Source organism: Micromonospora sp. R77 (genome assembly GCF_022747945.1).
Lineage (GTDB): Bacteria > Actinomycetota > Actinomycetes > Mycobacteriales > Micromonosporaceae > Micromonospora.
In genome coordinates, this window is record NZ_JALDST010000001.1 from 92,851 (window position 1) to 114,244 (window position 21,394).

The 21,394-nt window shown below is 75.0% G+C and carries 25 protein-coding genes and 2 pseudogenes; 10 read left to right on the top strand and 17 right to left on the bottom strand.

Annotated features, from left to right (window positions below):
* Positions 1-14: 14 nt before the first annotated feature.
* From MRQ36_RS00415 to MRQ36_RS00425, 3 genes are all read right to left on the bottom strand, one after another.
* On the bottom strand, positions 15-986 hold the full coding sequence (locus tag MRQ36_RS00415) for a pirin family protein (protein WP_242791365.1): 972 nt from the start codon (positions 984-986) through the stop codon (positions 15-17).
* A gap of 13 nt (positions 987-999) precedes the next feature.
* Complete coding sequence (locus MRQ36_RS00420) at positions 1,000-1,932, bottom strand: cell wall-active antibiotics response protein (protein ID WP_242791366.1); 933 nt, start codon at positions 1,930-1,932, stop codon at positions 1,000-1,002.
* Between the two features lie 104 nt (positions 1,933-2,036).
* On the bottom strand, positions 2,037-2,345 hold the full coding sequence (locus tag MRQ36_RS00425; protein WP_242791368.1) for a MazG-like family protein: 309 nt from the start codon (positions 2,343-2,345) through the stop codon (positions 2,037-2,039).
* A gap of 89 nt (positions 2,346-2,434) precedes the next feature.
* Between MRQ36_RS00425 and gdhA the strand changes: the two genes are divergently transcribed.
* Together gdhA and MRQ36_RS00435 are read left to right on the top strand one after the other, a co-directional pair.
* Positions 2,435-3,772, top strand: coding sequence for an NADP-specific glutamate dehydrogenase (gene gdhA / locus MRQ36_RS00430; protein WP_242791369.1), 1,338 nt, complete (start codon positions 2,435-2,437; stop codon positions 3,770-3,772).
* A 162-nt stretch (positions 3,773-3,934) separates the two neighbouring features.
* Positions 3,935-5,305, top strand: coding sequence for a S9 family peptidase (locus MRQ36_RS00435; protein WP_242791370.1), 1,371 nt, complete (start codon positions 3,935-3,937; stop codon positions 5,303-5,305).
* A 73-nt stretch (positions 5,306-5,378) separates the two neighbouring features.
* Here MRQ36_RS00435 and MRQ36_RS00440 read toward each other — a convergent pair whose 3' ends face one another.
* The 7 genes from MRQ36_RS00440 to MRQ36_RS00470 all read right to left on the bottom strand — a co-directional run bounded on the left by MRQ36_RS00440 (position 5,379) and on the right by MRQ36_RS00470 (position 10,975).
* The gene (locus MRQ36_RS00440) at positions 5,379-5,969 is read right to left on the bottom strand and encodes a hypothetical protein (protein ID WP_242791371.1); all 591 of its coding nucleotides are present in this window, start codon (positions 5,967-5,969) and stop codon (positions 5,379-5,381) included.
* A 488-nt stretch (positions 5,970-6,457) separates the two neighbouring features.
* Positions 6,458-7,243 (bottom strand): DedA family protein, encoded by a 786-nt coding sequence (locus MRQ36_RS00445; protein WP_242791372.1) that lies wholly within the window; start codon positions 7,241-7,243, stop codon positions 6,458-6,460.
* A 57-nt stretch (positions 7,244-7,300) separates the two neighbouring features.
* A complete protein-coding gene (locus MRQ36_RS00450) occupies positions 7,301-7,489 on the bottom strand; it encodes a hypothetical protein (RefSeq protein WP_242791373.1) in 189 nt (62 codons plus the stop codon).
* A complete protein-coding gene (locus tag MRQ36_RS00455) occupies positions 7,416-8,744 on the bottom strand; it encodes a serine/threonine-protein kinase (protein ID WP_242791374.1) in 1,329 nt (442 codons plus the stop codon). Before MRQ36_RS00455 ends, MRQ36_RS00450 begins: the two co-directional genes overlap by 74 nt.
* A 25-nt stretch (positions 8,745-8,769) precedes the next feature.
* Positions 8,770-9,618 (bottom strand): SAM-dependent methyltransferase, encoded by an 849-nt coding sequence (locus MRQ36_RS00460; RefSeq protein WP_242791376.1) that lies wholly within the window; start codon positions 9,616-9,618, stop codon positions 8,770-8,772.
* A gap of 107 nt (positions 9,619-9,725) precedes the next feature.
* Entirely contained in the window at positions 9,726-10,607 is an 882-nt protein-coding gene (locus MRQ36_RS00465; RefSeq protein ID WP_374251068.1) for a helix-turn-helix domain-containing protein, read from the bottom strand.
* A 104-nt stretch (positions 10,608-10,711) separates the two neighbouring features.
* The gene (locus MRQ36_RS00470; RefSeq protein ID WP_242791379.1) at positions 10,712-10,975 is read right to left on the bottom strand and encodes a DUF397 domain-containing protein; all 264 of its coding nucleotides are present in this window, start codon (positions 10,973-10,975) and stop codon (positions 10,712-10,714) included.
* A gap of 260 nt (positions 10,976-11,235) precedes the next feature.
* Here MRQ36_RS00470 and MRQ36_RS00475 point away from each other — a divergent pair, with 260 nt between their 5' ends.
* A complete protein-coding gene (locus tag MRQ36_RS00475) occupies positions 11,236-11,886 on the top strand; it encodes a GGDEF domain-containing protein (RefSeq protein WP_242791380.1) in 651 nt (216 codons plus the stop codon).
* Between the two features lies 1 nt (position 11,887).
* Here MRQ36_RS00475 and MRQ36_RS00480 read toward each other — a convergent pair whose 3' ends face one another.
* The 3 genes and pseudogenes from MRQ36_RS00480 to MRQ36_RS00490 form a co-directional block, all read right to left on the bottom strand.
* Positions 11,888-12,577, bottom strand: a complete 690-nt coding sequence (locus tag MRQ36_RS00480) for a phosphotransferase (RefSeq protein ID WP_242791381.1) — start codon at positions 12,575-12,577, stop codon at positions 11,888-11,890.
* Positions 12,507-12,914 carry a hypothetical protein gene (locus MRQ36_RS00485; RefSeq protein ID WP_242791382.1) on the bottom strand — a complete coding sequence of 136 codons (408 nt, stop codon included), beginning with the start codon at positions 12,912-12,914 and terminating at the stop codon, positions 12,507-12,509. The genes MRQ36_RS00480 and MRQ36_RS00485 overlap by 71 nt, the downstream gene beginning before the upstream one ends.
* Before the next feature lie 3 nt (positions 12,915-12,917).
* Positions 12,918-13,408 (bottom strand): annotated as a pseudogene (locus MRQ36_RS00490) (type II toxin-antitoxin system PemK/MazF family toxin).
* Between the two features lie 228 nt (positions 13,409-13,636).
* On the opposite strand from MRQ36_RS00490, the gene MRQ36_RS00495 reads away from it, so the two are divergent.
* The 3 genes from MRQ36_RS00495 (at position 13,637) to MRQ36_RS00505 (ending at position 15,432) form a co-directional block, all read left to right on the top strand.
* The gene (locus MRQ36_RS00495; protein ID WP_242791384.1) at positions 13,637-14,152 is read left to right on the top strand and encodes an NUDIX hydrolase; all 516 of its coding nucleotides are present in this window, start codon (positions 13,637-13,639) and stop codon (positions 14,150-14,152) included.
* Between the two features lie 77 nt (positions 14,153-14,229).
* Positions 14,230-14,583: a hypothetical protein gene (locus MRQ36_RS00500; protein ID WP_242791386.1), complete on the top strand. Its 354-nt coding sequence runs from the start codon at positions 14,230-14,232 to the stop codon at positions 14,581-14,583.
* Positions 14,584-15,255: 672 nt separating this feature from the next.
* Positions 15,256-15,432: a hypothetical protein gene (locus tag MRQ36_RS00505; protein ID WP_242791388.1), complete on the top strand. Its 177-nt coding sequence runs from the start codon at positions 15,256-15,258 to the stop codon at positions 15,430-15,432.
* A gap of 4 nt (positions 15,433-15,436) precedes the next feature.
* Here the strand turns inward: MRQ36_RS00505 and MRQ36_RS00510 are convergent, their stop codons facing one another.
* On the bottom strand, positions 15,437-15,832 hold the full coding sequence (locus MRQ36_RS00510) for a DUF2267 domain-containing protein (protein ID WP_242791390.1): 396 nt from the start codon (positions 15,830-15,832) through the stop codon (positions 15,437-15,439).
* Positions 15,833-16,060: 228 nt separating this feature from the next.
* Between MRQ36_RS00510 and MRQ36_RS00515 the strand changes: the two genes are divergently transcribed.
* Positions 16,061-16,390 (top strand): hypothetical protein, encoded by a 330-nt coding sequence (locus MRQ36_RS00515; protein ID WP_242791392.1) that lies wholly within the window; start codon positions 16,061-16,063, stop codon positions 16,388-16,390.
* A 63-nt stretch (positions 16,391-16,453) separates the two neighbouring features.
* Here MRQ36_RS00515 and MRQ36_RS00520 read toward each other — a convergent pair.
* Both MRQ36_RS00520 and MRQ36_RS00525 read right to left on the bottom strand, forming a co-directional pair.
* A pseudogene (locus MRQ36_RS00520) lies at positions 16,454-17,858 on the bottom strand (FAD-dependent oxidoreductase).
* A gap of 27 nt (positions 17,859-17,885) precedes the next feature.
* A complete protein-coding gene (locus tag MRQ36_RS00525) occupies positions 17,886-18,356 on the bottom strand; it encodes a GNAT family N-acetyltransferase (protein ID WP_242800774.1) in 471 nt (156 codons plus the stop codon).
* 110 nt (positions 18,357-18,466) lie between these two features.
* Here MRQ36_RS00525 and MRQ36_RS00530 point away from each other — a divergent pair, with 110 nt between their 5' ends.
* The 3 genes from MRQ36_RS00530 to MRQ36_RS00540 are packed head-to-tail and all read left to right on the top strand — an operon-like array spanning position 18,467 to position 19,986.
* Positions 18,467-18,829 (top strand): metalloregulator ArsR/SmtB family transcription factor, encoded by a 363-nt coding sequence (locus MRQ36_RS00530; RefSeq protein ID WP_242791394.1) that lies wholly within the window; start codon positions 18,467-18,469, stop codon positions 18,827-18,829.
* On the top strand, positions 18,826-19,560 hold the full coding sequence (locus MRQ36_RS00535; protein WP_242791396.1) for an MIP/aquaporin family protein: 735 nt from the start codon (positions 18,826-18,828) through the stop codon (positions 19,558-19,560). Before MRQ36_RS00530 ends, MRQ36_RS00535 begins: the two co-directional genes overlap by 4 nt.
* Positions 19,561-19,581: 21 nt before the next feature.
* Positions 19,582-19,986 (top strand): arsenate reductase ArsC, encoded by a 405-nt coding sequence (locus tag MRQ36_RS00540; RefSeq protein WP_242791398.1) that lies wholly within the window; start codon positions 19,582-19,584, stop codon positions 19,984-19,986.
* Positions 19,987-20,040: 54 nt separating this feature from the next.
* On the opposite strand, the gene MRQ36_RS00545 is transcribed toward MRQ36_RS00540, so the two are convergent.
* Positions 20,041-21,369, bottom strand: a complete 1,329-nt coding sequence (locus MRQ36_RS00545) for a hypothetical protein (RefSeq protein ID WP_242800776.1) — start codon at positions 21,367-21,369, stop codon at positions 20,041-20,043.
* Positions 21,370-21,394: the final 25 nt, after the last annotated feature.

Below are 21,394 nucleotides of genomic sequence, written 5' to 3' on the forward strand. Positions count from 1 at the left end.
CCGGGGACGGGCAATCAGCCGAACAGGGTGCCGCGCCGGTCGCGGGCCTTCAACCGGGTGGTGGGCAGTGCCGGGGCCGGCAGCGGCGGCGCCGCGTCGTCGGCCACCGTGCCGAACCGGCGACCGGCCATCCAGTCCTCGCGGGCGGCGGCGACCTCCTCGTGCGACCGACCCACGAAGTTCCACCACATCACCAGGGGCTCCTCGAACGGCGTGCCACCGAGCAGCAGCAGCCGGCTGCCCGGCTCGGCGCGCAGGGTCAGCGCGTCCCGACCGACACCGAGATAGAGCAGCGCGCCCGGCGCGAGGGCCACCTCGTCCACCCGGGCCGAACCGGACATCGCCAGCAGCCCGTACTCGAAGTCGCGGCGCAGCGGCAGCGTGGCCGGCGCCGGGCCGCGGACCTCCAGCTGCGCGCCCAGCAGCGGGGTGTGCACCACGGCCGGGGAGCGCGCACCGCCGAGTTCGCCGACCAGCAGGGTGACGTCCAGGTCGCCGTCGCGCCAGGCGGGCAGGTCGGCGTGGTGCGCGAAGTCGGCCGCGCCAGCCCGCGCCGGGTCCGGCAGCGCCACCCACAGCTGTACGCCGTGCATCAGCGGCGGATGCGCGGCCGGCGACCGTTCGGAGTGGGCGATGCCGTGGCCGGAGGTCATCACGTTGAGCTCACCGGGCCGGATCGGCTGCACGTTGCCGAGGCTGTCCCGGTGCACGATCTCGCCGTCCAGCAGCCAGGTCACCGTCTGCAGCCCGGTGTGCGGGTGCGGCGGCACCTCCATGCCGGGGCGTTCCGCCACGTCGTCCGGCCCGAAGTGGTCCACGAAGCACCAGGCGCCGACCATCCGGCGCTGTCGTTGCGGCAGCAGCCGCCGCACGGTCGTGTAACGGCCCAGCGGCACGTCGTGGCCGGGCAGCAGCACACTGCCCGGGTCGGCGCCGGCCACGCCGGCCGGCACGGTCTGCGCCGGCATCGATTCGGTACGGTCCACCGCCCGACTCTACTCAGTCACCGCCGACGGTCACCGTGTTGGCACCCGCCACCAGGTCGACGTAGAGCCGCCGGACCGCACGGTCCCAGCCCGGCGAGCCGAGCAGCTCACCGGCCGCCACACCGTCCCGGCGGTCCGCGCCGACGGCGACCGACCCGGCACCCGACGCGACCCGCACCCGGACCGGCACCTCGTCGGGGACGCGGATCACGAACTGGTTGACGCCCCCGGTCATCCGCACCGTCAGCGTCCCGGCCGGGCGCGGCAGGCGCAGCTCCGTCCGGGTGGCGCCACCCACCAGTTCCACCCCGGCGACCCGCGCCGAGGTGAGATCCAGCAGCTGGACGTCGACGCCGCCGACGATCCGCAGCCGCCAGGTCACCCGCGAGTTGAGCAGCACCTCCACGGCGGCCGTACCCCGGCGGCCCCGCTCCTGGACGCGCAGCCGCACCCGGTCACCGGAGAGTTCCGCCCGGGGGCTGACACTCCCGTCCGGCGGGGTGCTGATCCGGTAGAGGTCCTCCCCCAGGTCGGCCGTCCGCAGGCCGAACGTGGTCAGCCCGTCCACCAGTTCGAAGGTGGCCCGGCGACGCCCGGCCAACGGCGCGGCGAGCACCTGGTCGGCGGCGGCCTCCGCCGCGCCCACCCCGCCGGACTCCGCCCCGGTGGCCGGTGCCGGCGGTCGACCGCCCCCGGAGAAGGCGAAACCGAGCCGCTCGGGATGCGACATCGTCACCACCACCGCCACCACACCGAGGACCACCACGAGCACGGCGGCGGCGGCGAGCACCGGGCCGGCCCCGGCCACGCCCGTCCCGCCCGGCGCGCCCGCCCGGCCTGCGGCGGCGTCGGGGTCGCCCGACACCTCGACCACCGGCGCCGGTGCCGCCGTCGTCGGCTCCGGTCCTGCCGGACGGCGACCCGCGTCGTCCCCCGATACCGCCATGCTGGTCCCCTTCCGCGGTCCCCCGCGTGGCAGTACGTACCCGGCGCCCGGTCGGATCACTTCGTCGGGCAACCCCCGGCTCCGGCACGGGCGGGCGAACGGCGTCAGGTGGCCCGCGCGCGGACCTTGGCCGCGCACGCCGCCAGCACCTCCCGGGCGTCCAGGCCCAGGCTCTCCACCGCGACGAGGGCGGTGAACGCGACGTCGGCCAGTTCCGCGGCGACGTCCTCGCGGCGGTGGGTCACGCCCTTGCGCGGGTTCTGCCCGAGTACGCCGATCCAGGCGCCGGCCACCTCCCCCGCCTCCTCGGTCAGCTTGAGGATCCGACAGGTGAGCTCGGTGTCCCCGCTGCCGTTGGCGGCGTCCAGCCATTCGCGTGCGCCGCGTACCGCGGTCCAGATCGACTCGTCCACGGCCACCAGTGAACCGGACGGGGCCGGTGGTCCGTACTCGGACACGTCGGCGGCGACGAGGCCGCCGGATAGGAAGGGACGTGTCGGTGATGCCGGAAGCCGTCGAGACGGTGTTCGCGAGCGTGGTGCGCCGGAACCCGGGTGAGCCCGAGTTCCACCAGGCCGTCCGGGAGGTGCTGGAGAGCATCGGCCCCGCCCTGGCCCGGCACCCCGAGTACGCGGACGCGCGGATCATCGAGCGGATCTGCGAACCGGAGCGGCAGGTCATGTTCCGGGTGCCGTGGGAGGACGACCGCGGGCGGATCCGGGTGAACCGCGGCTTCCGGGTGGAGTTCAACAGCGCGCTCGGCCCGTTCAAGGGCGGGCTGCGCTTCCACCCGTCGGTCTACCTGGGCATCGTCAAGTTCCTCGGCTTCGAGCAGATCTTCAAGAACGCGCTGACCGGGCTGCCGATCGGGGGCGGCAAGGGCGGCGCGGACTTCGACCCGAAGGGCCGCTCCGACCGGGAGGTGATGCGGTTCTGCCAGAGCTTCATGACGGAGCTGTACCGGCACATCGGCGCGCAGACCGACGTGCCGGCCGGGGACATCGGGGTGGGCGGCCGGGAGATCGGCTACCTGTTCGGGCAGTACAAGCGGATCACCAACCGGTACGAGTCGGGGGTGCTCACCGGCAAGGGCCTGGCGTACGGGGGTGCGCAGGTGCGGCGGGAGGCGACCGGGTACGGCGCGGTGTTCTTCGCCGACGAGATGCTGCGGCAGACCGGGGACAGCCTGGACGGCAAGCGGGTGGTGGTCTCCGGCTCGGGCAACGTGGCGATCTACGCGATCGAGAAGGTGCACCAGCTCGGCGGGACGGTGGTGGCCTGCTCCGACTCCGACGGGTACGTGCTGGACGAGAAGGGTATCGACCTGGCGCTGCTGCGGGAGCTGAAGGAGGAGCGTCGCAGCCGCCTGCACGACTACGTACGCCACGTGCCGCACGCGGTGGCGGTCTCCGGTCGTACCGTGTGGGAGGTCCCCTGCGACCTGGCCCTGCCGTGCGCGACGCAGAACGAGATCGGCGGCGCGGAGGCCGCGACGCTCGTGGCCGGCGGCTGCGTCGCGGTGGTGGAGGGGGCGAACATGCCGACCACGCCGGAGGCGGTCCGGATCCTCGGCCGGGCCGGGGTGCGGTTCGCGCCCGGCAAGGCCGCCAACGCCGGCGGGGTGGCGGTCAGCGCGTTCGAGATGCAGCAGAACGCCGGGCGGGAGTCGTGGACGTTCGACCGGTCGGAGCAGCGGCTGCGGGAGACCGTGCGGGACATCCACGCCCGCTGCTGGTCCACCGCCCAGGAGTACGGGGTGCCCGGCGACTATGTGGCCGGGGCGAACATCAACGGGTTCCGCCGGGTGGCGGAGGCGATGCTCGCCCACGGGGTGGTCTGACCGGACACTGTGGGTGGACCGGGCGGGCTTGACTGACCGAACGGTCAGCAGGTCATTGACAGCGGTCCACGGCGGGCCTAGTTTCAGGGCGCTACCGGCCGGTAGGCATCCGTCCCGCCTGGTCGCCCCCGGTGGGCGGCACCCGTTCCCGGGGGAGCAACGATGCTGACCTCAACCACCCGCCTGGTCCGCCGACTGCTCGCCGTCGGCACGACCCTGACGCTCGCGGTCGGGCTCGCCGGCGCCGCGCCGGCCGTCGCCGCCGACCGCGACGGCGACGGCAGCCAGCCGCTGCCCGGCTACACCATCAGCAATCCGCCGCTGGCGCCGGTGGAGATCTCCGGCGCGGCCACCACCGTCCGCCAGGGCGTGCACCGGCACGCCGGCTACATCATCGAGACGCCCGCAAAGTGGAACGGCGACCTGGTGATGTGGACGCACGGCTACCGCGGCCAGAGCACCGTGCTCTCCCCCGAGCCGCCCGCCTTCGGCCTGCGGCAACGGATGCTGGAGCAGGGGTACGCCTGGGCCTCGTCGTCGTACGCCACCAACGGCTTCGACATCCGCTCCGGCGTGCTCGGCACCCGCGACCTGGCCGACCTCTTCGGTCGTACCGTCAAGCGTCCGCACCGGGTGCTGATGGCCGGTGTCTCCATGGGCGGCTACATCATCGGCCGGTCCCTGGAGCAGTACCCGGGCTACTACGACGGCGCGCTGCCCATGTGCGGGGTGCTCGGCGACCACGAGCTGCTCGACTTCTACCTCGACTACAACCTGGTGGCGCAGGCCCTCGCCGGGGTGCCGGCGTACCCGACGCCCACCGACTACCTGACCAACGCGGTGCCGAAGATCCAGGTGGCGCTCGGTCTCGCCGGGCTCAAGCCGGGCGGCCCGGACACCACCACCGACCTGGGCAAGCAGCTGCGGGCCATCACCGTCAACCGCTCCGGCGGCGACCGCCCCGGCGCCGAGGCCTCCTTCGCGGTCTGGAAGGACTTCCTCTTCGCCATCAGCACCACCAACGGCGGCGACTCGCCCGCCCAGCGCCCCGGCCAGCTCGCCACCAACCTGCTGACCCGCTACACCCCGAACAGCCCGGTGAACGTCAACGCCGGCGTCCAGCGGGTCGCCCCGGAGAACCTCTGGCAGCGGCTGTCGCCCACGCTGACCGAGGTGCCGCGGATCAGCGGCCGGCCGACCGTGCCGGTGCTCAGCCTGCACGACCTGGGTGACCTCTTCGTGCCGTTCTCGATGGAGCAGGCGTACGCCCGGGACGTGGCGTGGCACGGCCGCAGCCGGTTGGTCGTCCAGCGGGCCGTCCGGGCCTCCCAGCACTGCGAGTTCAGCCCGACCGAGGCCGGCACCGCCTGGGACGACCTCACCACCTGGGTACGCACCGGCGACCGGCCCGGCGGCGATGCCGTCACCGACCCGAAGGCGGTCGCGGCCCCCGACTTCGGTTGCCGCTTCAGCGACCGGGCCGAGTACGCCGCCGGCACCGGCACCCGCCGCCTGTACGCCCCCTGTCCCTGAGGGATCCGCTTCTCACGCCGCTGGCCGGCACCCCGGGTTCGGGGTGCCGGCCAGCGGCGGTTTGCTCCCTGAGTCAGCTGTTCCAGTGCTGGGCGACGAGGTCGGCGGCCTGCTGCTCCCACTGCGCGTACGCGTCCGGGTAGGCCGACACCTGCACCGTCTGCGCGGCGTCGGTCAGCGGCATGTCCTGCCACCCGTCGACCTGCTTCAACCCCTTCAGGAACGCCAGCGTCGAGTGCTCGGGGTCGGTGATCTGCTCCGGCGTACCCCAACCACTGGACGGGCGCTGCTGGAACAGACCCAGCGAGTCATGATCGTTCTTGTCACCCAGGTGGCCCAGGTTCTCCAGCTTCGACTCCTGCAGACTCGTCGCGATCGAGATCACCGCGGCCCGCTCCGGCAGACCCGCCTTCTTCGTCGCGGCGATGATCGCCTTCGCGTTGGCGGTCTGCTCGCCGTTCAGGTCGATGTGCGACTGCGCGCCCTGCACACCGTGCGGGATCAGCTTGCTCGTGTCCGGCTTGTCGGCCTGCACCGCCGCGACCGGCTTACCGGTGGTGACGGGGGTGGTGTCGGCGTGAGCGGCGATCGGACCGGCGAACACACCACCGGCGAAAGCCAGACCAGCAATACCCAGCACACTCTTACGCAGCATCGTGTTCATCGAAAGCTCCTCGGGGGTCGGCGCACACACCCGACCGGGGAGGTCGGACGCGACGCAAGCACCGTCAGGCGCTCCACACACAAAAAGGGGGAAAGTCTTCGACCGGCGGGCTCGCGGGGCGGGTGCCTCTTCGCGGCGCCGGGACCAGGTGTAACGACCGGCCGCCCACCCGCATTCCGGGGCCGGGCCCGTCCACCAGGCCGGTGTTCGGCGGTGCTACTCGGTCGTACGGTGGGTGTAACGATCCCGCCCCCGCCACGATTCCGGCCTGAGGATGCCCCCGGTCACACCCCGAACCGGACATTACGCCCAGACGGCACGTCGCACCCCGCCGAAGACCCCATCAGGGCGCACCGCCGGCACCGCCGCGACCAGCCCAGGGGTCTGGCCCGCCGTGACCGGCGCAGGGATCAAGCCTGACCGCCCGGAGCCGGGCACGGCGGGCCAGACCCGCCACGCGACCCGACAGAGACACGATCCGAGGGGAGTCAGTGCGGGCCGTCGTCGTACCCCCGGGTCCGCTCCCCCGACCAGGTCCCGCCGCGATAGACGGTCCCCCGCGCGACGGGAGGCGGCGGCGTCGCGGCCGGGGTGGCGGCCCGGCGGGCCCGGCGGGCACGACGGACCCGGCTGACCACGAACCAGCCGACGGCCCCCGCGCAGCCGACGATGACGACGTTCTGGACGGCGCCGACATAGCTCTCGACCCGGTGCCAGTTCTCGCCGAGCAGGTAGCCGGCCAGCACGAAGGTGCTGTTCCAGATCAGGCTGCCCAGGGTGGTGTAGAGCAGGAAGACCCGGACCGGCATGCGTTCGACGCCGGCCGGGATGGAGATGAGGCTACGGAAGATCGGGATCATCCGGCCGAAGAAGACCGCCCGGGTGCCGTGGCGGAGGAACCACGCCTCGGTCCGGTCCACGTCGTCCAGCTTGACCAGCGGCAGCCGGGCGGCGATGGCGCGCATCCGGTCCCGCCCGAGGGCCGCGCCGACCTGATAGAGGACGAGCGCCCCGAGCACCGAGCCGAGCGTGGTCCAGAGGATCGCCCCGACCAGGCTCATCCGCCCCTGACTGGCGGTGAAGCCGGCCAGCGGCAGGATCACCTCGCTGGGGATGGGCGGGAAGAGGTTCTCCAGGGCCACGGCCAGGCCGGCTCCCGGACCGCCGAGCCGTTCGACCAGGCCGGTGACCCAGCCGACCGGGCCGTCACCGGCCGGCTCGGCCCGGGTGGTCGCGACGCGCGGACCGAGCAGGAGCTGAGCGTTTCCGATCATGCGGCAACGGTACGGGGCGTGCCGCGGCTCGCCCAGCGCGACGGCGCCGCAGGTGGTTCAGTCCTCGGCGCGGTCGCCGCCGGACAGCTGGGCGTACGCGTCGAGCAGCTGCTGGAGCCGGGCGGCGGTGTCGTCGCCGAGGCGTCCCCGGTCGGCCGCCTCGGCGACCCGTTCACGCAGCTCGGCGAGCCGCTTGGCACGGTCCTTCGGCTTGCCCCGGCCCAGCTCGGCGGCCTTCTTCCGCAACTCCTCGGCGGTCTTCTCGTCGATCTGGTCGGTGGCCCGGGCGTCGGCGAGCACGGCGGCGAACTCGGCGGCCAACTCCCGCCGGGTGACCGGCACCGACCGGCCAGGGGCGGGCGCGGCGGTCGTCGCCGACGGCGGCGCGGATGTCTCCTCGGCGGGCTCCTCGCCGGGTACGACGGTGACCGGGCCGGCGTCCGGCGTCCGGTCGGCGCGGTCGCTGAGCACGAGCGTCCCGACGAGGCCGAGCAGGAGCGCCACGCCGGCCGCGACCAGCCCGGCGATGGCGCGGTTCGACCGGGCCGGTGGTCGCGGCGGGGCCGGGACGGCGGGCGGGTCGGCGGACCGGGGCGGGCGCCCGGTCGATCAGGGTGGGCGGGTGCGCGGGCGGGGCCACGGTGGGCAGCAGGGCGGTGGGCGGGTCGGCGGGCTTGCCGGCGCCGAACCGGGTGGCGAGCTGCGCGGCGGTGGGTCGCCGGCCCGGGTCGAGCGCGAGGCAGGCCAGGGTCAGCTCGGCGAGGTCGGCGGGCAGCCCGGGTACGCGCAGCGGCGGCACCGGTGGCCGGTTGGCGCGTACGTCGAGGACGTCCTCCCAGGTCAGCACGGGCAGTGGCGCCCGACCGGTGAGGGTGCGGTAGAGCAGCGCGCCGAGGGCGTACACGTCGCTGGCCGGGTCGGCCGGGCCGGGCGTCATCCGCTCCGGCGCGAAGTACGCCGGGGTGCCCATCATCAGCTCGCCGGTCTGCCCCGGATGGCGCGGCCCGGCCAGCGCGGCGATGCCGAAGTCGAGCACCTTCGCCCCGGTCTCGGTGAGCATCACGTTGCCCGGTTTGATGTCCCGGTGCACCACGCCGATCCGGTGCGCGGCGGCGAGGGCGGCGGCCACATGTCCGGCCACCCGGACCGCTTCGGGCCAGGGCAGCGGGCCGGTGGTCAGCCGGTCGGCCAGGTTCTCCCCCTGCACCAGCTCCATGACCAGGTACGGCACCACCGCGCCGCCGGCCAGCGTCGCCTCGCCGTAGTCGTACACCTGGGTGACGTGCGGGTGGGTGAGCCGGGCGGCGGCGCGGGCCTCGCGCTGGATGGTGGCGCGCAGCTGCGGATCGGCGGCGAGCTGCGCCGCGAGGGCCTTCACCGCGACGGGGCGGTGCAGCACCTCGTCGTCGGCGTGCCACACCTCCGACATCCCGCCCAGGCCGATGCGCTCGCGCAGGACGTACCGGTCGTGCAACCGCAGCGCAGGTGTGAACGGCGACATGGTGGTCCAGTCTGCCTGCCGCCGGTCAGGGCTTGCGGGCCACCCCGCCGTACATGCTGACGTCGACGACGGAGGGGCGCGGCTGCGGCTCGCCCTCGGCCCGCCACTCGGCGACCGAGGTGATGCCCGGCTCGACCAGCTCCAGTCCGGTGAAGAAGCGGCTGAACTCGTCCCGGCTGCGCAGGTTGATGATGCCGTGCGGACCGCCGCCCCGGGCCGCTGCCTTCGCCTCCTGCGCCAGGTGCGGCGGGAGATGGTCGTGGGTGGCGTGCGACGCGGCGAGGTAGCTGCCGGCGGGCAGCGCGTCGAGCAGTCGGGTGACGGTGGCGTACGGGTCGTCGCCGTCGGGGACGAAGTGCAGCACGGCCAGCAGCATCAGCCCGACCGGCCGGGACAGGTCGAGGGTGCGCCGCAGGTCGGGATGGGCGAGGATCTTCTCCGGGTCGCGCAGGTCGGCGTCGATGTAGGCGGTGGCGCCCTCGGCGGTGCTGGTCAGCAGGGCGCGGGCGTGGGCCAGCACGATCGGGTCGTTGTCGACGTAGACCACCCGGGCGGCGGGGGCGAGCCCCTGGGCCACCTCGTGGGTGTTGTCGGCGGTGGGGATGCCGGTGCCGATGTCGAGGAACTGCCGGATGCCGGCCTCGCGGGCGAGGTGACCGACCGCGCGCCGCAGGAAACGGCGGTTCTCCAGGGCACTGATCCGGATGGTCGGGAACCGTTCCGCCATGGCGTCGCCGGACTCCCGGTCGGCGGCGAAGTTGTCCTTCCCGCCGAGCCAGTAGTTGTACCGGCGGGCGGGGTGCGCCACCGAGGTGTCGATCCGGTCGCTGGGGTGGGCCGGACCGGTCGCGGTGTCGGGAACTTCGGTGGTCAAGGGGCCCTCCACGGCTGCGCGCCGCCGCGCCGGGCGGCGTCCGTCCACTCTCCTGCGTCGGCGCTCATGGTAGTGCCCGGCGTGGATCGGGACGGCCCCGGGACCGGTTACGACGGGTAGTGCTCGGCGAGGATCCGGCCCAGGATCTCCGCGGTCCGCTCCGGCGGCTCGGCCTCCACGCAGAGCCGCTCCATGGCCAGCGCGTAGTAGTCGAGGTCCTCCCGCTTGTCCAGGTAGATCGCGCTGGTCAGCTGCTCGATGTAGACGATGTCGGGCAGGTCCTGGTCGCCGAAGCGCAGGATGGTGAAGGCGCCGCCGGCCGCGGCGTGACCACCGGCGTCGAAGGGCACGATCTGCAACCGTACGTGGGGTGACCTGGTGGCCTCGATCAGCGCGGTCAGCTGTCCGCGCATGACGTCCGGACCGCCGATCGGTCGACGCAGGGCGGCCTCGTCGACGACCGCCCACAGCTGGGGCGGCTGCGGGCGGCGCAGCAGCTCCTGGCGCTCCACCCGCAGGCTCACCCGTCGCTCGACCTCCTCGGGCGGGGCGGCGCGGTGGCCCAGCAGGATCACCGCGCGGGCGTACTCCGGGGTCTGCAGCAGGCCGGGCACGAACTGCACCTCGTAGGTGCGGATCAGCGCGGCGGCGGCCTCCAGCCCCAGGTAGGACTGGAACCAGTTGGGCAGCACGTCGCCGTAGCGGTGCCACCAGCCCGGGCTGTTCGCGTCCCGGGCCAGCTTGAGCAGCGCGGCCCGCTCGTCGGTGTCGGTGACGCCGTAGAGGGTGAGCAGGTCGGCGACGTCGCGTTCCTTGAAGCCGACCCGGCCGAGCTCCATCCGGCTGATCTTCGACTCGGACGAGCGGATCTCCCAGCCGGCGCCCTCCCGGGTCACCCCGGCGCCCTCACGCAGCCGGCGCAGCTGCGCGCCGAGCAGCATGCGCAGTACGGTCGGACCGGTGGCCGGGCCGCCCTCACCGGGAACCATCGTCACGTGCCGTCCTTCGCATGCCAGGGGAGTGGCGGGCCGGACGCCCGACGGGTAAGCATGCCATGAACCGACAGTGAGGTGAACTCCCCCGTACGGCCGTGTCAGTCCCGTCGACGGGACCGCCTGCCGGGGAGGAGGTGGTCGAAGTCGCCGTCGCGGGCGCCGAGCACGAAGGCGGCGATCTCGTCCACCGTGTAGATGAGGGCGGGTCCCTCCGGGTGGCGCGAGTTGCGCATCGCGACTCCCGCACCGTCGGGCAGTTCGGCCAGCTCGACGCAGTTGCCGCTCGGGTTGCTGCGGCGGCTCTTCTGCCAGCGGAGCGAGGGGAGCTGACTGACGGGTACGCCGTTCTCGGGCTGCTGCATGGGGCGTCTTTCTGTGGAAAAGCCAGCCGATGCCGCGGGAGGAGCGGTGGTGGCGCGGGGGCGTGTCGGTCGGAAGGGACGCTCGTGCACGTGCATCTGCTATTGCATCTGCATTGGACAGCGATGATACTTCATGTGCGGTGTACCCATTCGTTCACTGAGGGTTACCGCATCTGGGCTGCCACCAGGGAAAACACGGGCCGGAGCGGACGGTGGACCGACCGCGACGGCGAGGCGACGGCTGGGATGAGGGAGGACTCGTGCCGGATCCGATGACGGTCGCCTCCGGCGTCTCCGCCGCCGGTGCCCTCGTCTCCGCCTGGCAGCTGCGGCGCCGGGCACTGCGCGCCGAGGCCGAGATCGAACTCCTGCAGGCCGAACTGGCGGCCGAGCGGCACGCGGCCAGCCACGACCCACTCACCGGACTGCCCAACCGGCGGGCCTTCTACCGGCTGGCCGGGGCCCTGCTGGCCAGCTCCGCCGGCACCCCGCTGATCGCCGTCGTGCTCGACCTCGACGGCTTCAAGCTGGTCAACGACCGCTACGGGCACGCCGCCGGGGACCAGGTGCTGATCAGCGTCGCCCAACGGCTGGCCGCCTTCGCCGGCGACAACCCGGTGGCCCGCCTCGGCGGCGACGAGTTCGCCGGCCTGCTGGTCAGCCCCACCGTCGACCGGCGGTGGATCGAACGCGCCACCCGCCGGCTCTGCGAGGCCCTGGCCGCGCCGATCTCGCTGGGCACCCGGACGGTCCAGGTCACCGCCTCCGTCGGGCTGGCACCGGTGCACGGGCCGACCCAGCTCGCCGAGGCGCTGTGCCGGGCCGACGCGGCCATGTACGAGGCGAAGAGCGTCGCCCCCGCCCGGCCCACCCGGCAGCTCGTGGACACTCCCTATCTGGCGGAGTGCTGAGTCAGTCGCGCTCGCGGCCCAGGTCGCGCAGCGCCCGGCGGGCCAGGGTGACCAGCCCCAGCGGCGACAGCAGACCGTCCACGATCGACAGTGCGCGCACCCGGTCCGCCTCGGGCAGACCCGCGTCGGCCACGTCGGCGGACCAGCTCCACATGTCGTCCAGCGCCCGCACCCCGAGGTGGTACGCGAGCCGGACCGGGTCCGGCCGCACCGGACCGTAGCCGGCGAGGAAGGCGGCCTCGTCCACGCCCGCCGCAGGGGCGAACGCCGGACCGCCGCCCAGCACGAACATCAGGTCCCGCTCACGGGGCGCCAGCACGGCGTCGTCCCAGTCGATCAGCCAGACCTGCCGGTCGGGCCCGAGCAGCAGGTTGCCCAGGTGCGGGTCGCCGTGGCAGAGCACGAGGTCGGCCGGGCGCTCCCGCAGCTCGGCACCGAGCCGGTCGACCTGGTCAAGCAGGGTTGCCAGGTCGGCGGCGACGGCGCGCCAGCGGGCCGCCACCCGCCGGGTCCACCCGTCGGCCGTCCGGTCGTCCACGGCGCGCAGCCGTTGATCCGTGCGCCGGGTCGCCGCGCCGACCGCGGCGTGCGTGTGGTCCTCCCGGGGCAGGTCGGCCAGCTCACCGGTGACCGGGGTGGCGTGGGTCGCGGCCAGCACCGCGCCGTAGCCGCGCCAGTGGGCGGGACGCACGCCGGCGCGCCTCGCTCGTCGGAGACCCACGGCACCACCGACAGCCGCCGCCCGTCGCGGACGGCGTAGACCTGGCCGTCGCGGGTGCGGCGCGGGCGACGACGCCCGGCACGCCGCGCCCGGCCAGCCGGGCCGGCACCAGCAGACCGGTCGGGCTGCCACCGCCGGAGAGCTTGACCGCACAGGCGGCGCCGTCCACGGTGGTCGCCCGCCAGAGCCGGGCGGTGGGATCCGCGCCGAAGCCGACCGGCACGGCGGAGACCAGGGTCAGCCCGAAGTCCGCCGCCACCCAGGAGGCGATCCGGTCGTCGACCGGATCGCTGGCCTCCCCGGGCACCGCTCAGCGCCAGCCGTAGCCGGCGCGCAGCGCCTGACCGACCCGGTCGAACCGGGGCCGGTCCAGCACCGCGCCCTCGCGCCGGATGCTGTCCTCGCGCATGGTGAGCACCCGGTCCAGGCGTACCCAGCTCGGCCGGTTGTCCCGGTCCCAGGAACCGGGTCCGAGCGCCAGCCAGTGCCGCTGCCCGTCGCGCTCGCTCTGGCTGGAGAGCATCAGGCCGAACAGGGTGCGGCTGCGCCGGCCGACCACCAGCACCGGGCGGTCCTTGCCCTGGCGGGGGTCCTCCTCGTACGGCACCCAGGTCCAAACGATCTCCCCCGGGTCGGCCTGCCCGTCCAGCTCCGGGGCGTACGACAGCTCGCGCCGCTGCAACGCGCTGACCTGGCGGCGCCGCGCGACCTGGGCCGGGATCGGACCCGGGCGGGCCGGCGCGGCCGCGCCCCCGGTGAGCCGACCGAGCGGGACGCCACATTTCTCAACAGACCTGCCACGGCCGGCAGCCTATCGCCCGTCGCCGCGCCCGGCGGGGCGCCGCCGTCGGCGCGGCAAGCGGTGAGTACGACCGGGGCGGCGGAGCCGGCCTCGGCGACGAACCCGGGCGGCGCTGGTCCCCGCCGAGCGGCCCCACCCGCTCCCCCGCCGAACTGGCCCGGCTGACCGGGGCGGGCACGCCCAGCACCGGTAGCCTGACGGCTGCGCCGACGCGCGGAGGGAGAGCCATGAGCGAGCTGCCCCGGGACCTGCCCGTCGTGGAACGCCGCGCCGTCCGGCTGGTGGTGCGCGACCGGGGCGGGCTGATCCTGCTCTTCCACACCCGCGACCCCGAGCATCCCCGGCTGGGCACCTGGTGGGAGCTGCCGGGCGGCGGCATCGACCCGGGTGAGACGGTGGCGCAGACCGCGCTGCGGGAGCTGCGGGAGGAGACCGGGTTCGTGGTCACCGCCGCCCAGCTCGGGTCGCCGTCGTGGCGGCGGCGGGCCAGCTTCGTGCACCGGCAGCGGCGGCACGTCCAGGACGAGGTGGTGCTGACCGTACGTCTGGACGCCGACACGCCCGACGTGGACGGCACCGACCGACTGGACTACGAGGTGGAGGACTACTTCGGGTTCCGTTGGTGGCCGGTGGACCGGATCGTGGCGAGCCGGGACCGGTTCTATCCCGGCCGGCTGCCCGACCTGCTGGTGCCGTTCCTGGCCGGCGACCAGATCGACGAGCCGTTCGAGCTCTGGTCGTGAGCGGCGCCGGCCGCCGGGCCGTGACCGGATCCGGCGCCGGGCGTGCCGGACCGGCGGCCGGTGGGCACAGTGGTGCCATGAGCACCCTCCAGGACGCCCTCGCCCGGTACGCCGCCCGCCTGCACGCCGCCGCCGGACCCGGCCACCACGTCACCTCCCCGCTCGGCGCCTGGCTGCTGCTGGCGCTCTGCGCCCCGGCGGCGAGCGGCGGGGAGCGGGACGCGCTGGCCGACGTCCTCGACGGACCCGGCGGACGCCGCGACGCGGGCCGCCGCGCTGCTGGCCGAGCCGCACCTGGTGCCGGCGGCGACCGCCGTGTGGCAGCGGGCGGGTCGGCCGACTGGCAGGCCGGGCTGCCTCGCAGACCGCGACCGGCCTGCTGCCGGACCAGGCGACCCTCGACACGTGGGCCCGCGAGCACACCGGCCTGATCGACCGGTTCCCGCTGCGGCTCAGCCTGCAGGTGGTGCTGGCGCTGGCCAGCGCGGTGGCCTCCGGGTCTCCTGGGTCGACCCGTTCGACGTCGCGCCGGCCGCCGACCTGGGGCCGGAGAGCTGGTGCCGGGACGCTGACCTGGTGCTGCGCAGCCCCGGGCACGGGCACCGGAGCTGGATCGCCGCCGACGAGGGGGCCGGGGACGTGATCGTGCACGCCGCGCCGGCCCGTACCGGGTCGGGGGCCGGGCTGACCGTGGTGTCGGTGGCGGCGGCGCCGGACGTCGAGCCGGCGATTGCGCGGCCGCCCACCGGCTGGCCGTTGCCGCGGCGGACGGGGCGGAGCCGGGGCGACGGTCCCCGTTCGACCTGCCGCTCGGCGGGACGGCGCTGTGGGAGCTGCGTCAGGAGCGGGTCCGCACCTGGCGACCGACGGGCGCGAGGAGCGCCACACGGCCGTGCTGCCGTGCTGGTCGGCGCGGAGCGAGCACCCGCTGACCGGTGCCGGCCTCGGGTTCGACGTCGTCGGCCGGGCGCTCGCCGGCCGGCTGGGCGTGCCGGGGGCCGGCGTCGAGGCGCGGCAGAGCGCCCCGGCCCACTTCGGCCGGTACGGCTTCGAAGCCGCCGCCGTCACCGCCGCGTTCGCCCTGGTCAGCCTCGCCCCGAGGGGTGGCCCGGACGGCGGAGCTGCGCTTCGGTCACCCGTACGCGGTGGTGGCGGTGGCCACCGACGAGCGGCGGGACGGCGCCGGGGTGTGGCACGGGGTGCCGGTCTTCTCCGCCTGGGTGGCCACCCCGCAGGAGCCGTCGGCCGACGACCTCGCCGACCCGCCCCAGGCCGGCTGACGGTTCACCCCTCGTACGGGGGGCGTGGGATCGGGTCGACCATCGCGTCGAAGCCGCGCGGCAACTGCGCCACCATGTCCTCGAACTCGCCGACGGTGACCGCCTCCCGCAGGGTGGTCAGCACCGCCCGTACGCCCACCTCGGCGACGGCCGGGTCCACCCCGGCCCGGTGGGCCACCCGGAACAGGAACTCCACCGACCCGCCGGTCGGGGTGTCGCCGGGCGGGGCGGCGAGGTAGCCGCTCAGCTCGTCCGGCAGTTGGGCGGCCAGGTCCTCGCTCTCGCCGCCGGTGATCCGCTCGGCGAGGGTCTGCAGCACCGCGCGGGAGATGGTGGCCGCCTGCTCGACGGGCAGCTCGGCACGGCGGGACACCGCCTCGACGAACCGGGGAAACCGCACGTCGCCCTCCTGTCCTCGCCGGCCCGCCCGACTCCGGGACCGGCGACGCGGTTACCCGCACCGCCCGTCGACAAACGGCCGGTGCGGGGCGCGGGCGGCCCCGATCGCCGACGGTCCGGGGTACGCCCACCGGCGTAGCCCGGACCGGCCGCTACGCCGCCGGCGGTAGCCGGGGTGACGCGGCCACGCCGACGACCCACCGGGGGCCGGCGGTGGATGCTGCGGTCCATGAGGGAGATGGCACGCGCGTACACCGTTCTGGGTCTGGTCGTCGGCGCCGCCGGCATCGGCGGGCTCTGGGCGGCGGGGGTGGAGTTCCCCGTCGCGATCCCGCCGGGGATCGTCATCCTGCTGGCCGGCGCGCTCGTCGTGGGCCTGGGCCGCCGCTGGTGGTGGTCACCGGCGGTGGGGGTGCTGCTCGGCCTCTTCGTGGCCGTCGGCTGGGCGGTGAGCCCCTCCGGCTGGGGCAACCTGACCGCCGGGCGGGCGCCGCCGTGGCGGCCGGTCAGGCGGTCCAGCTGGCCGGGTGTGCTCACCGCCAGGTGGTCGCCGGGGTGACCGCGACGGTGTAGCCAGCCGGCGGTCCCGCGCGGCGGCGTGACCGGCGGACTGCCGACGGCGTCAGCTTCCGCAGCAGCCACCGGCCTGGGCGGCGGCCGGCGCGGCGCCCAGGGTGATCAGATTCAGCGGGACGACCCGCGGGCCGCCGGAGACCCCGGTGGCGAGACCCTTGCCGGCCGGTTCGGCGGTACCGCAGCAGCTGTCGCCGCCGGCCGGGTCGGCGGGGTCGCTGCTGCAGACGCCGGTCTCGGGCAGGTCGAGCCGGACGTCCCGGGCCGCCGCCCAGTCGCCGGCGAGCGCCGCCACGACGGAGCGGACCTGCTCGTAGCCGGTGGCCATGAGGAAGGTCGGGGCCCGGCCGTAGCTCTTCATGCCGACGGCGTAGTAGCCGGCCTCGGGGTGGGACAGCTCGTCGACCCCGTGCGGGGGGACGGTGCCGCAGGAGTGCTCGTTCGGGTCGATCAGCGGGGCGAGGGCCCGGGTGGCGCCCAGCACCGGGTCCAGGTCCAGGCGCAGCTCGGCGGCGACGGAGTGGTCGGGGCGGAAACCGGTGGCGGCGACGATCCGGTCCACGACCACCGCCTCGCCGCCGTCGGCCCGCCGGACGACCACGTCGACCCGGCCGCCGGCCGGTCGCAGCGCGTGCACGGAGAAGCCGGTGAGCAGCCGGATCCGGCCGGCGTCGACGCGCGCGCAGCCGCGCGCCGAGCGCACCCCGGGCGGGCAGGGCGTCGGCGTCGCCGCCGCCGTAGGTGCGGGTGGCGCTGGTGGAGCGGATCGCCCAGGTCACCTCGGTACCGGGCACCTCGGTGGCCAGTTCGACCAGGCTCAGCAGGGTGTTCGCGGCGGAGTGGCCGGCACCGACGACCAGGGTGTGCCGCCCGGCGAACCGGTCGCGGTCGGCACCGAGCACGTCCGGCAGCGCGTGCTCCAGGTGCGCCCCGGCCGTGGTCTCGCCCCGGGCGGGCAGACCGGAGCCGCCGATGACGTTCGGGGTGCGCCAGGTGCCGGAGGCGTCGATCACCGCGCGGGCCAGCAGTTCGTCACCGTCGGCGAGGCGGACCAGGAACGGGGTGGCGTCCCGGCCGGCGGTACGCAGCCGGTCCAGGCCGAGCCGGCTGATCGCCTCGACCCGGGCGCGGTAGCGCAGGTGGGGCGCGAGCTGCGGGAGTTCGGCGAGGGGCTGCAGGTAGTCGGCGGCCAGTTCCGCCCCGGTGGGCAGGGCGTCGGGGTCGGGGGCCGCCCAGCCGGCCGCGTCGAGCAGGCGCCGCGCGGCGGCGTCGACGTCGTACCGCCAGGGGGAGAAGAGCCGGACGTGTCCCCACTGCCGGACGGCTGCGCCGACGCTGTCGCCGGCCTCCAGGACGGTGAAGGGCAGGCCCCGCTCGTGCAGGTGGGCGGCGGCGGCGAGGCCGACCGGGCCGGCGCCGATCACCACGACGGGCAGTTCGTCCAGGGCGTTCATCGGTTCTCCTGTGCGGTGGAAGATGGATCAGATCAGCGGGCTGCGGCGTTCGAGCAGGATCACGTCGCGCCACCGGCCGTGGTGGCGGCCGACCCGTTCCCGGGTGCCGACGACCCGGAAACCGGCCCGCCGGTGCACGGCCAGGCTGGCGGTGTTCTCCGGGAAGACGCCGGACTGGACGGTCCAGATGCCGGCCGCCTCGGTGCCGGCGATCAGGGCGTTCAGCAGCAGCCGGGCGACGCCACGGCCCCGGGCGGCCGGGTCGACGTAGACGGAGTGCTCGACCACCCCGGCGTAGACGGCGCGGGTCGAGGTCGGCGAGACGGCGACCCAGCCGAGCACGGCGTCCGCCCCGTCGACGGCGACCAGGCGGTGGTCGGCCAGCCGGCCGGCGTCGAACGCCGCCCAGGTCGGCGCGGTCGTCTCGAAGCTGGCGTCGCCGCCGTCCAGGCCGGCCTGGTAGATCGCCAGCACCTGCGCGGCGTCGTCGGCGTTCATCGGGCGTACGGTGGTGTCGGCCGGCACGGTGCCACCCCCTTCGAGGACTGTCTCGACGTTCGTCGAAGCAGACGGTTGCACATTGATTAGACATCTGTCAACCTAGAGCGATGTCGAAGCAAGCGGCCCCTCCCCCCGACCGCGCCGACGTCCCCTGCTGCGCGCCGCTGGCGCAGCGGCGGGTGCCGGCCGGGACCGCCGCCGCCCTCGCCCCCGCCTTCAAGGCCCTCGGCGATCCGGTCCGGCTGCAGCTCATGTCGATGATCGCCTCCGCCGAGGGCGGGGAGGTCTGCGTCTGCGACCTGACCCCGGCGTTCGACCTGACCGGGCCGACCATCTCGCACCACCTGCGGACGCTGCGCGAGGCCGGCCTGGTCGACGCGGAGCGCCGGGGCACCTGGGTCTGGTACCGGGCCCGGCCCGCCCTGCTGGGTCAGCTCGCCGCCCTGCTCACCGTCGAGCCGGCCGGATGACCGGCGCGTCCTGGCGGCGGCTGCTGGCCGAGTTCACCGGCACCGCCCTGCTGGTCACCGCCGTGGTGGGTTCCGGCATCATGGCCAGCACCCTCTCCCCCGGCGACGTGGGCCTCCAACTCCTGGAGAACTCGACGGCCACCGCGTTCGCCCTCGGCGCGCTGATCCTGATCTTCGGCCCGGTCTCCGGCGCCCACTTCAACCCGGTGGTCTCCGCGGCGGACTGGTTCCTCGGCCGCCGCGCCGGCACCGGCCTCACCGGCCGGGACCTCGGCGGTTACGTGGTCGCGCAGGTCGCCGGGGCGATCAGCGGGTCGGTGCTGGCGAACCTGATGTTCGACCTGGCGGCCGTGGACCTCTCCGGCTCCGACCGCACCGGCAGCCACCTCTGGCTCGGCGAGGTGGTCGCCACCGCCGGGCTGATCCTGCTGATCTTCGCGCTGGCCCGCTCCGGCCGCGCGCCGGTCGCCCCGGCCGCCGTCGGCGCCTACATCGGCGCGGCGTACTGGTTCACCTCGTCCACCTCGTTCGCCAACCCGGCGGTGACGGTCGGCCGCGCCTTCACCGACACCTTCGCCGGCATCGCCCCCGGGTCGGTCCCCGGCTTCGTCGCCGCCCAACTCGTCGGGCTCGCCGTCGGCACGACGCTGCTGCTGGCCCTCTATCCCGACGCGGGGCGGGCCGCCGACCAGGTGGTCGTCCCGACCGAAGACCCCGCACCGACCGCCTGACCCCCGCGAGAGAGGCCCCCGATGTCCGACAAGCCCAGCGTGCTCTTCGTCTGCGTGCACAACGCCGGCCGCTCCCAGATGGCCGCCGGGTGGCTGCGCCACCTCGCCGGCGACACCGTCGAGGTCCGCTCCGCCGGCTCCGCCCCCGCCGACACCGTCAACCCGGCCGCCGTCGAGGCGATGCGCGAGGTCGGCATCGACATCACCGACCAGACCCCCAGACTGCTGGAGTACGCCACGGCGGAGTCCTCCGACGTCATCGTCACCATGGGCTGCGGCGACGCCTGCCCGGTCTTCCCCGGCAAGCGCTACGAGGACTGGAAGTTGGAGGACCCGGCCGGCAAGGGCGTCGAGGCGGTCCGCCAGATCCGGGACGAGATCCGGACCCGGGTGGAAGTCCTCCTCGCCGAGCTGCACGCCGCCTGAGGCGGAACACCCCGGCCCGGCCCGCTGAGCCGGCCGGACGCGCCCGCCGATGGCTCAGCCGTCGGCGAGCGCGTCGAGGGCCAGCGACGCCGTCCAGCTGAAGGCCGGCGAGCCCAGCCCCGCGCCGGTGTCCGGGTGGAAGTACTCGTGACAGCCGGCTCGCGCGACAAGGTCCAGCATGGACTCCCGCAGTCCGGCGGCGAGGTCGGGCCGGTGGTGCAGGCGCAGGCCCAGCCGGAGCAGCCAGGCGATGTTCAGCCAGCTCGGCCCGCGCCAGTAGCGCAGCGGCTCGAAGTCCGGCGCGGTCCGGTCGTGGCTGGGCAGCGGTCGGGCCATCCGGGCCGCCAGGCCGAACCGGACCGAGCACGCCTCGGCCAGCACCGCGCCGACCTGCCGGGCGGGCAGGTCCGGCAGGATCAGCGGCAGCAGCCCGAGCGCCGTACGCGCCGGGACGAGTCGACCGGTGCGCAGGTCACGCGGGTGGAAGGTGCCGGTGGCCGGGTCGTACAGGCGGGCCACCACGGTCTCGGTGATCCGGGCGGCCCGGTCCCGGTGCGGTCCCGGGTCGGCGCCGACCACCGTCGCGATCCGGGCCAGCGCGTGCTCGGCCGCCCCGAGCGCCGCGTTGACCAGCGGACACTCGACCAGGAACGGATGGCCGCCGGCCAGGCCCGAGTCCCGGTAGCGGGCCTCGCGGTAGGCGGCGACGATCGCGACGTAGCGCGCGTAGTCCAGGTCGGTGGGGCGGTGGGCGGCGTCGGCGTGCGTGGTGTCGTGCCGGCGGTACGCCCGCATGACGGCGGCGTCCGCGGGCACCGCCGCCAGCGGCGCGTCCCAGGCCGGGCTGTTGTCCAGCCCGGACTCCCACGGGTGCACGATGCAGGCGAGCCCGGCGCCGCCGACGTCCCGGCGGACGGTCAGGTAACGCTGCTGGGCGACGAGCCGGGGATAGAGCCAGCGCAGCGCCTGCACCGACGCCTCGGTGGGGGCGCGGCGGTGCACCAACCAGGCGGCCAGGGCGTGCACCGGTGGTTGCACCATCCCGGAGGTGGCCACCGGTGGGGCTTCGTCGGCCCGAGCGGAATCCCAGAACTCGGGCCCGGGGAAGTACGACCCGACCCGCAGCGCGGGGTTGAACACGATGTGCGGCACCCGCCCGTCGGCCCACTGGGCGGTGAAGAGGGTACGCAGCTCCCGCCAGGCCCGGTCGGGCCGGACGTGGGCCAACCCGACCGCGATGAACGCCGAGTCCCAGCTCCACTGGTGCGGATAGAGGGTCCGGGACGGCACGGTGTGGTCGTGTTCCCAGTTGGCGTCGAGGGTGGCCAGGGCGAGCCGGTGCACCGCGGCGGTCCGTTCGTCGCCGCGGGCCGGCCGAGGCAGTCCGGCGGAGGCGGTCAGCTCCGCG

Bases quoted from the DNA above. Each gene is read 5' to 3' on its own strand.
- MRQ36_RS00500 (WP_242791386.1), top strand. From the start codon at position 14,230: ATGAGCACCCTCCAGGACGCCCTCGCCCGGTACGCCGCCCGCCTGCAC.
- MRQ36_RS00455 (WP_242791374.1), bottom strand. From the start codon at position 8,744: ATGTCGCCGTTCACACCTGCGCTGCGGTTGCACGACCGGTACGTCCTG.
- MRQ36_RS00435 (WP_242791370.1), top strand. From the start codon at position 3,935: ATGCTGACCTCAACCACCCGCCTGGTCCGCCGACTGCTCGCCGTCGGC.
- MRQ36_RS00440 (WP_242791371.1), bottom strand. From the start codon at position 5,969: ATGAACACGATGCTGCGTAAGAGTGTGCTGGGTATTGCTGGTCTGGCT.
- gdhA (WP_242791369.1), top strand. From the start codon at position 2,435: ATGCCGGAAGCCGTCGAGACGGTGTTCGCGAGCGTGGTGCGCCGGAAC.
- MRQ36_RS00465 (WP_374251068.1), bottom strand. From the start codon at position 10,607: ATGGTTCCCGGTGAGGGCGGCCCGGCCACCGGTCCGACCGTACTGCGC.
- MRQ36_RS00470 (WP_242791379.1), bottom strand. From the start codon at position 10,975: ATGCAGCAGCCCGAGAACGGCGTACCCGTCAGTCAGCTCCCCTCGCTC.
- MRQ36_RS00525 (WP_242800774.1), bottom strand. From the start codon at position 18,356: ATGAACGCCGACGACGCCGCGCAGGTGCTGGCGATCTACCAGGCCGGC.
- MRQ36_RS00420 (WP_242791366.1), bottom strand. From the start codon at position 1,932: ATGGCGGTATCGGGGGACGACGCGGGTCGCCGTCCGGCAGGACCGGAG.
- MRQ36_RS00445 (WP_242791372.1), bottom strand. From the start codon at position 7,243: ATGATCGGAAACGCTCAGCTCCTGCTCGGTCCGCGCGTCGCGACCACC.
- MRQ36_RS00540 (WP_242791398.1), top strand. From the start codon at position 19,582: ATGTCCGACAAGCCCAGCGTGCTCTTCGTCTGCGTGCACAACGCCGGC.
- MRQ36_RS00530 (WP_242791394.1), top strand. From the start codon at position 18,467: ATGTCGAAGCAAGCGGCCCCTCCCCCCGACCGCGCCGACGTCCCCTGC.
- MRQ36_RS00495 (WP_242791384.1), top strand. From the start codon at position 13,637: ATGAGCGAGCTGCCCCGGGACCTGCCCGTCGTGGAACGCCGCGCCGTC.
- MRQ36_RS00515 (WP_242791392.1), top strand. From the start codon at position 16,061: ATGAGGGAGATGGCACGCGCGTACACCGTTCTGGGTCTGGTCGTCGGC.
- MRQ36_RS00535 (WP_242791396.1), top strand. From the start codon at position 18,826: ATGACCGGCGCGTCCTGGCGGCGGCTGCTGGCCGAGTTCACCGGCACC.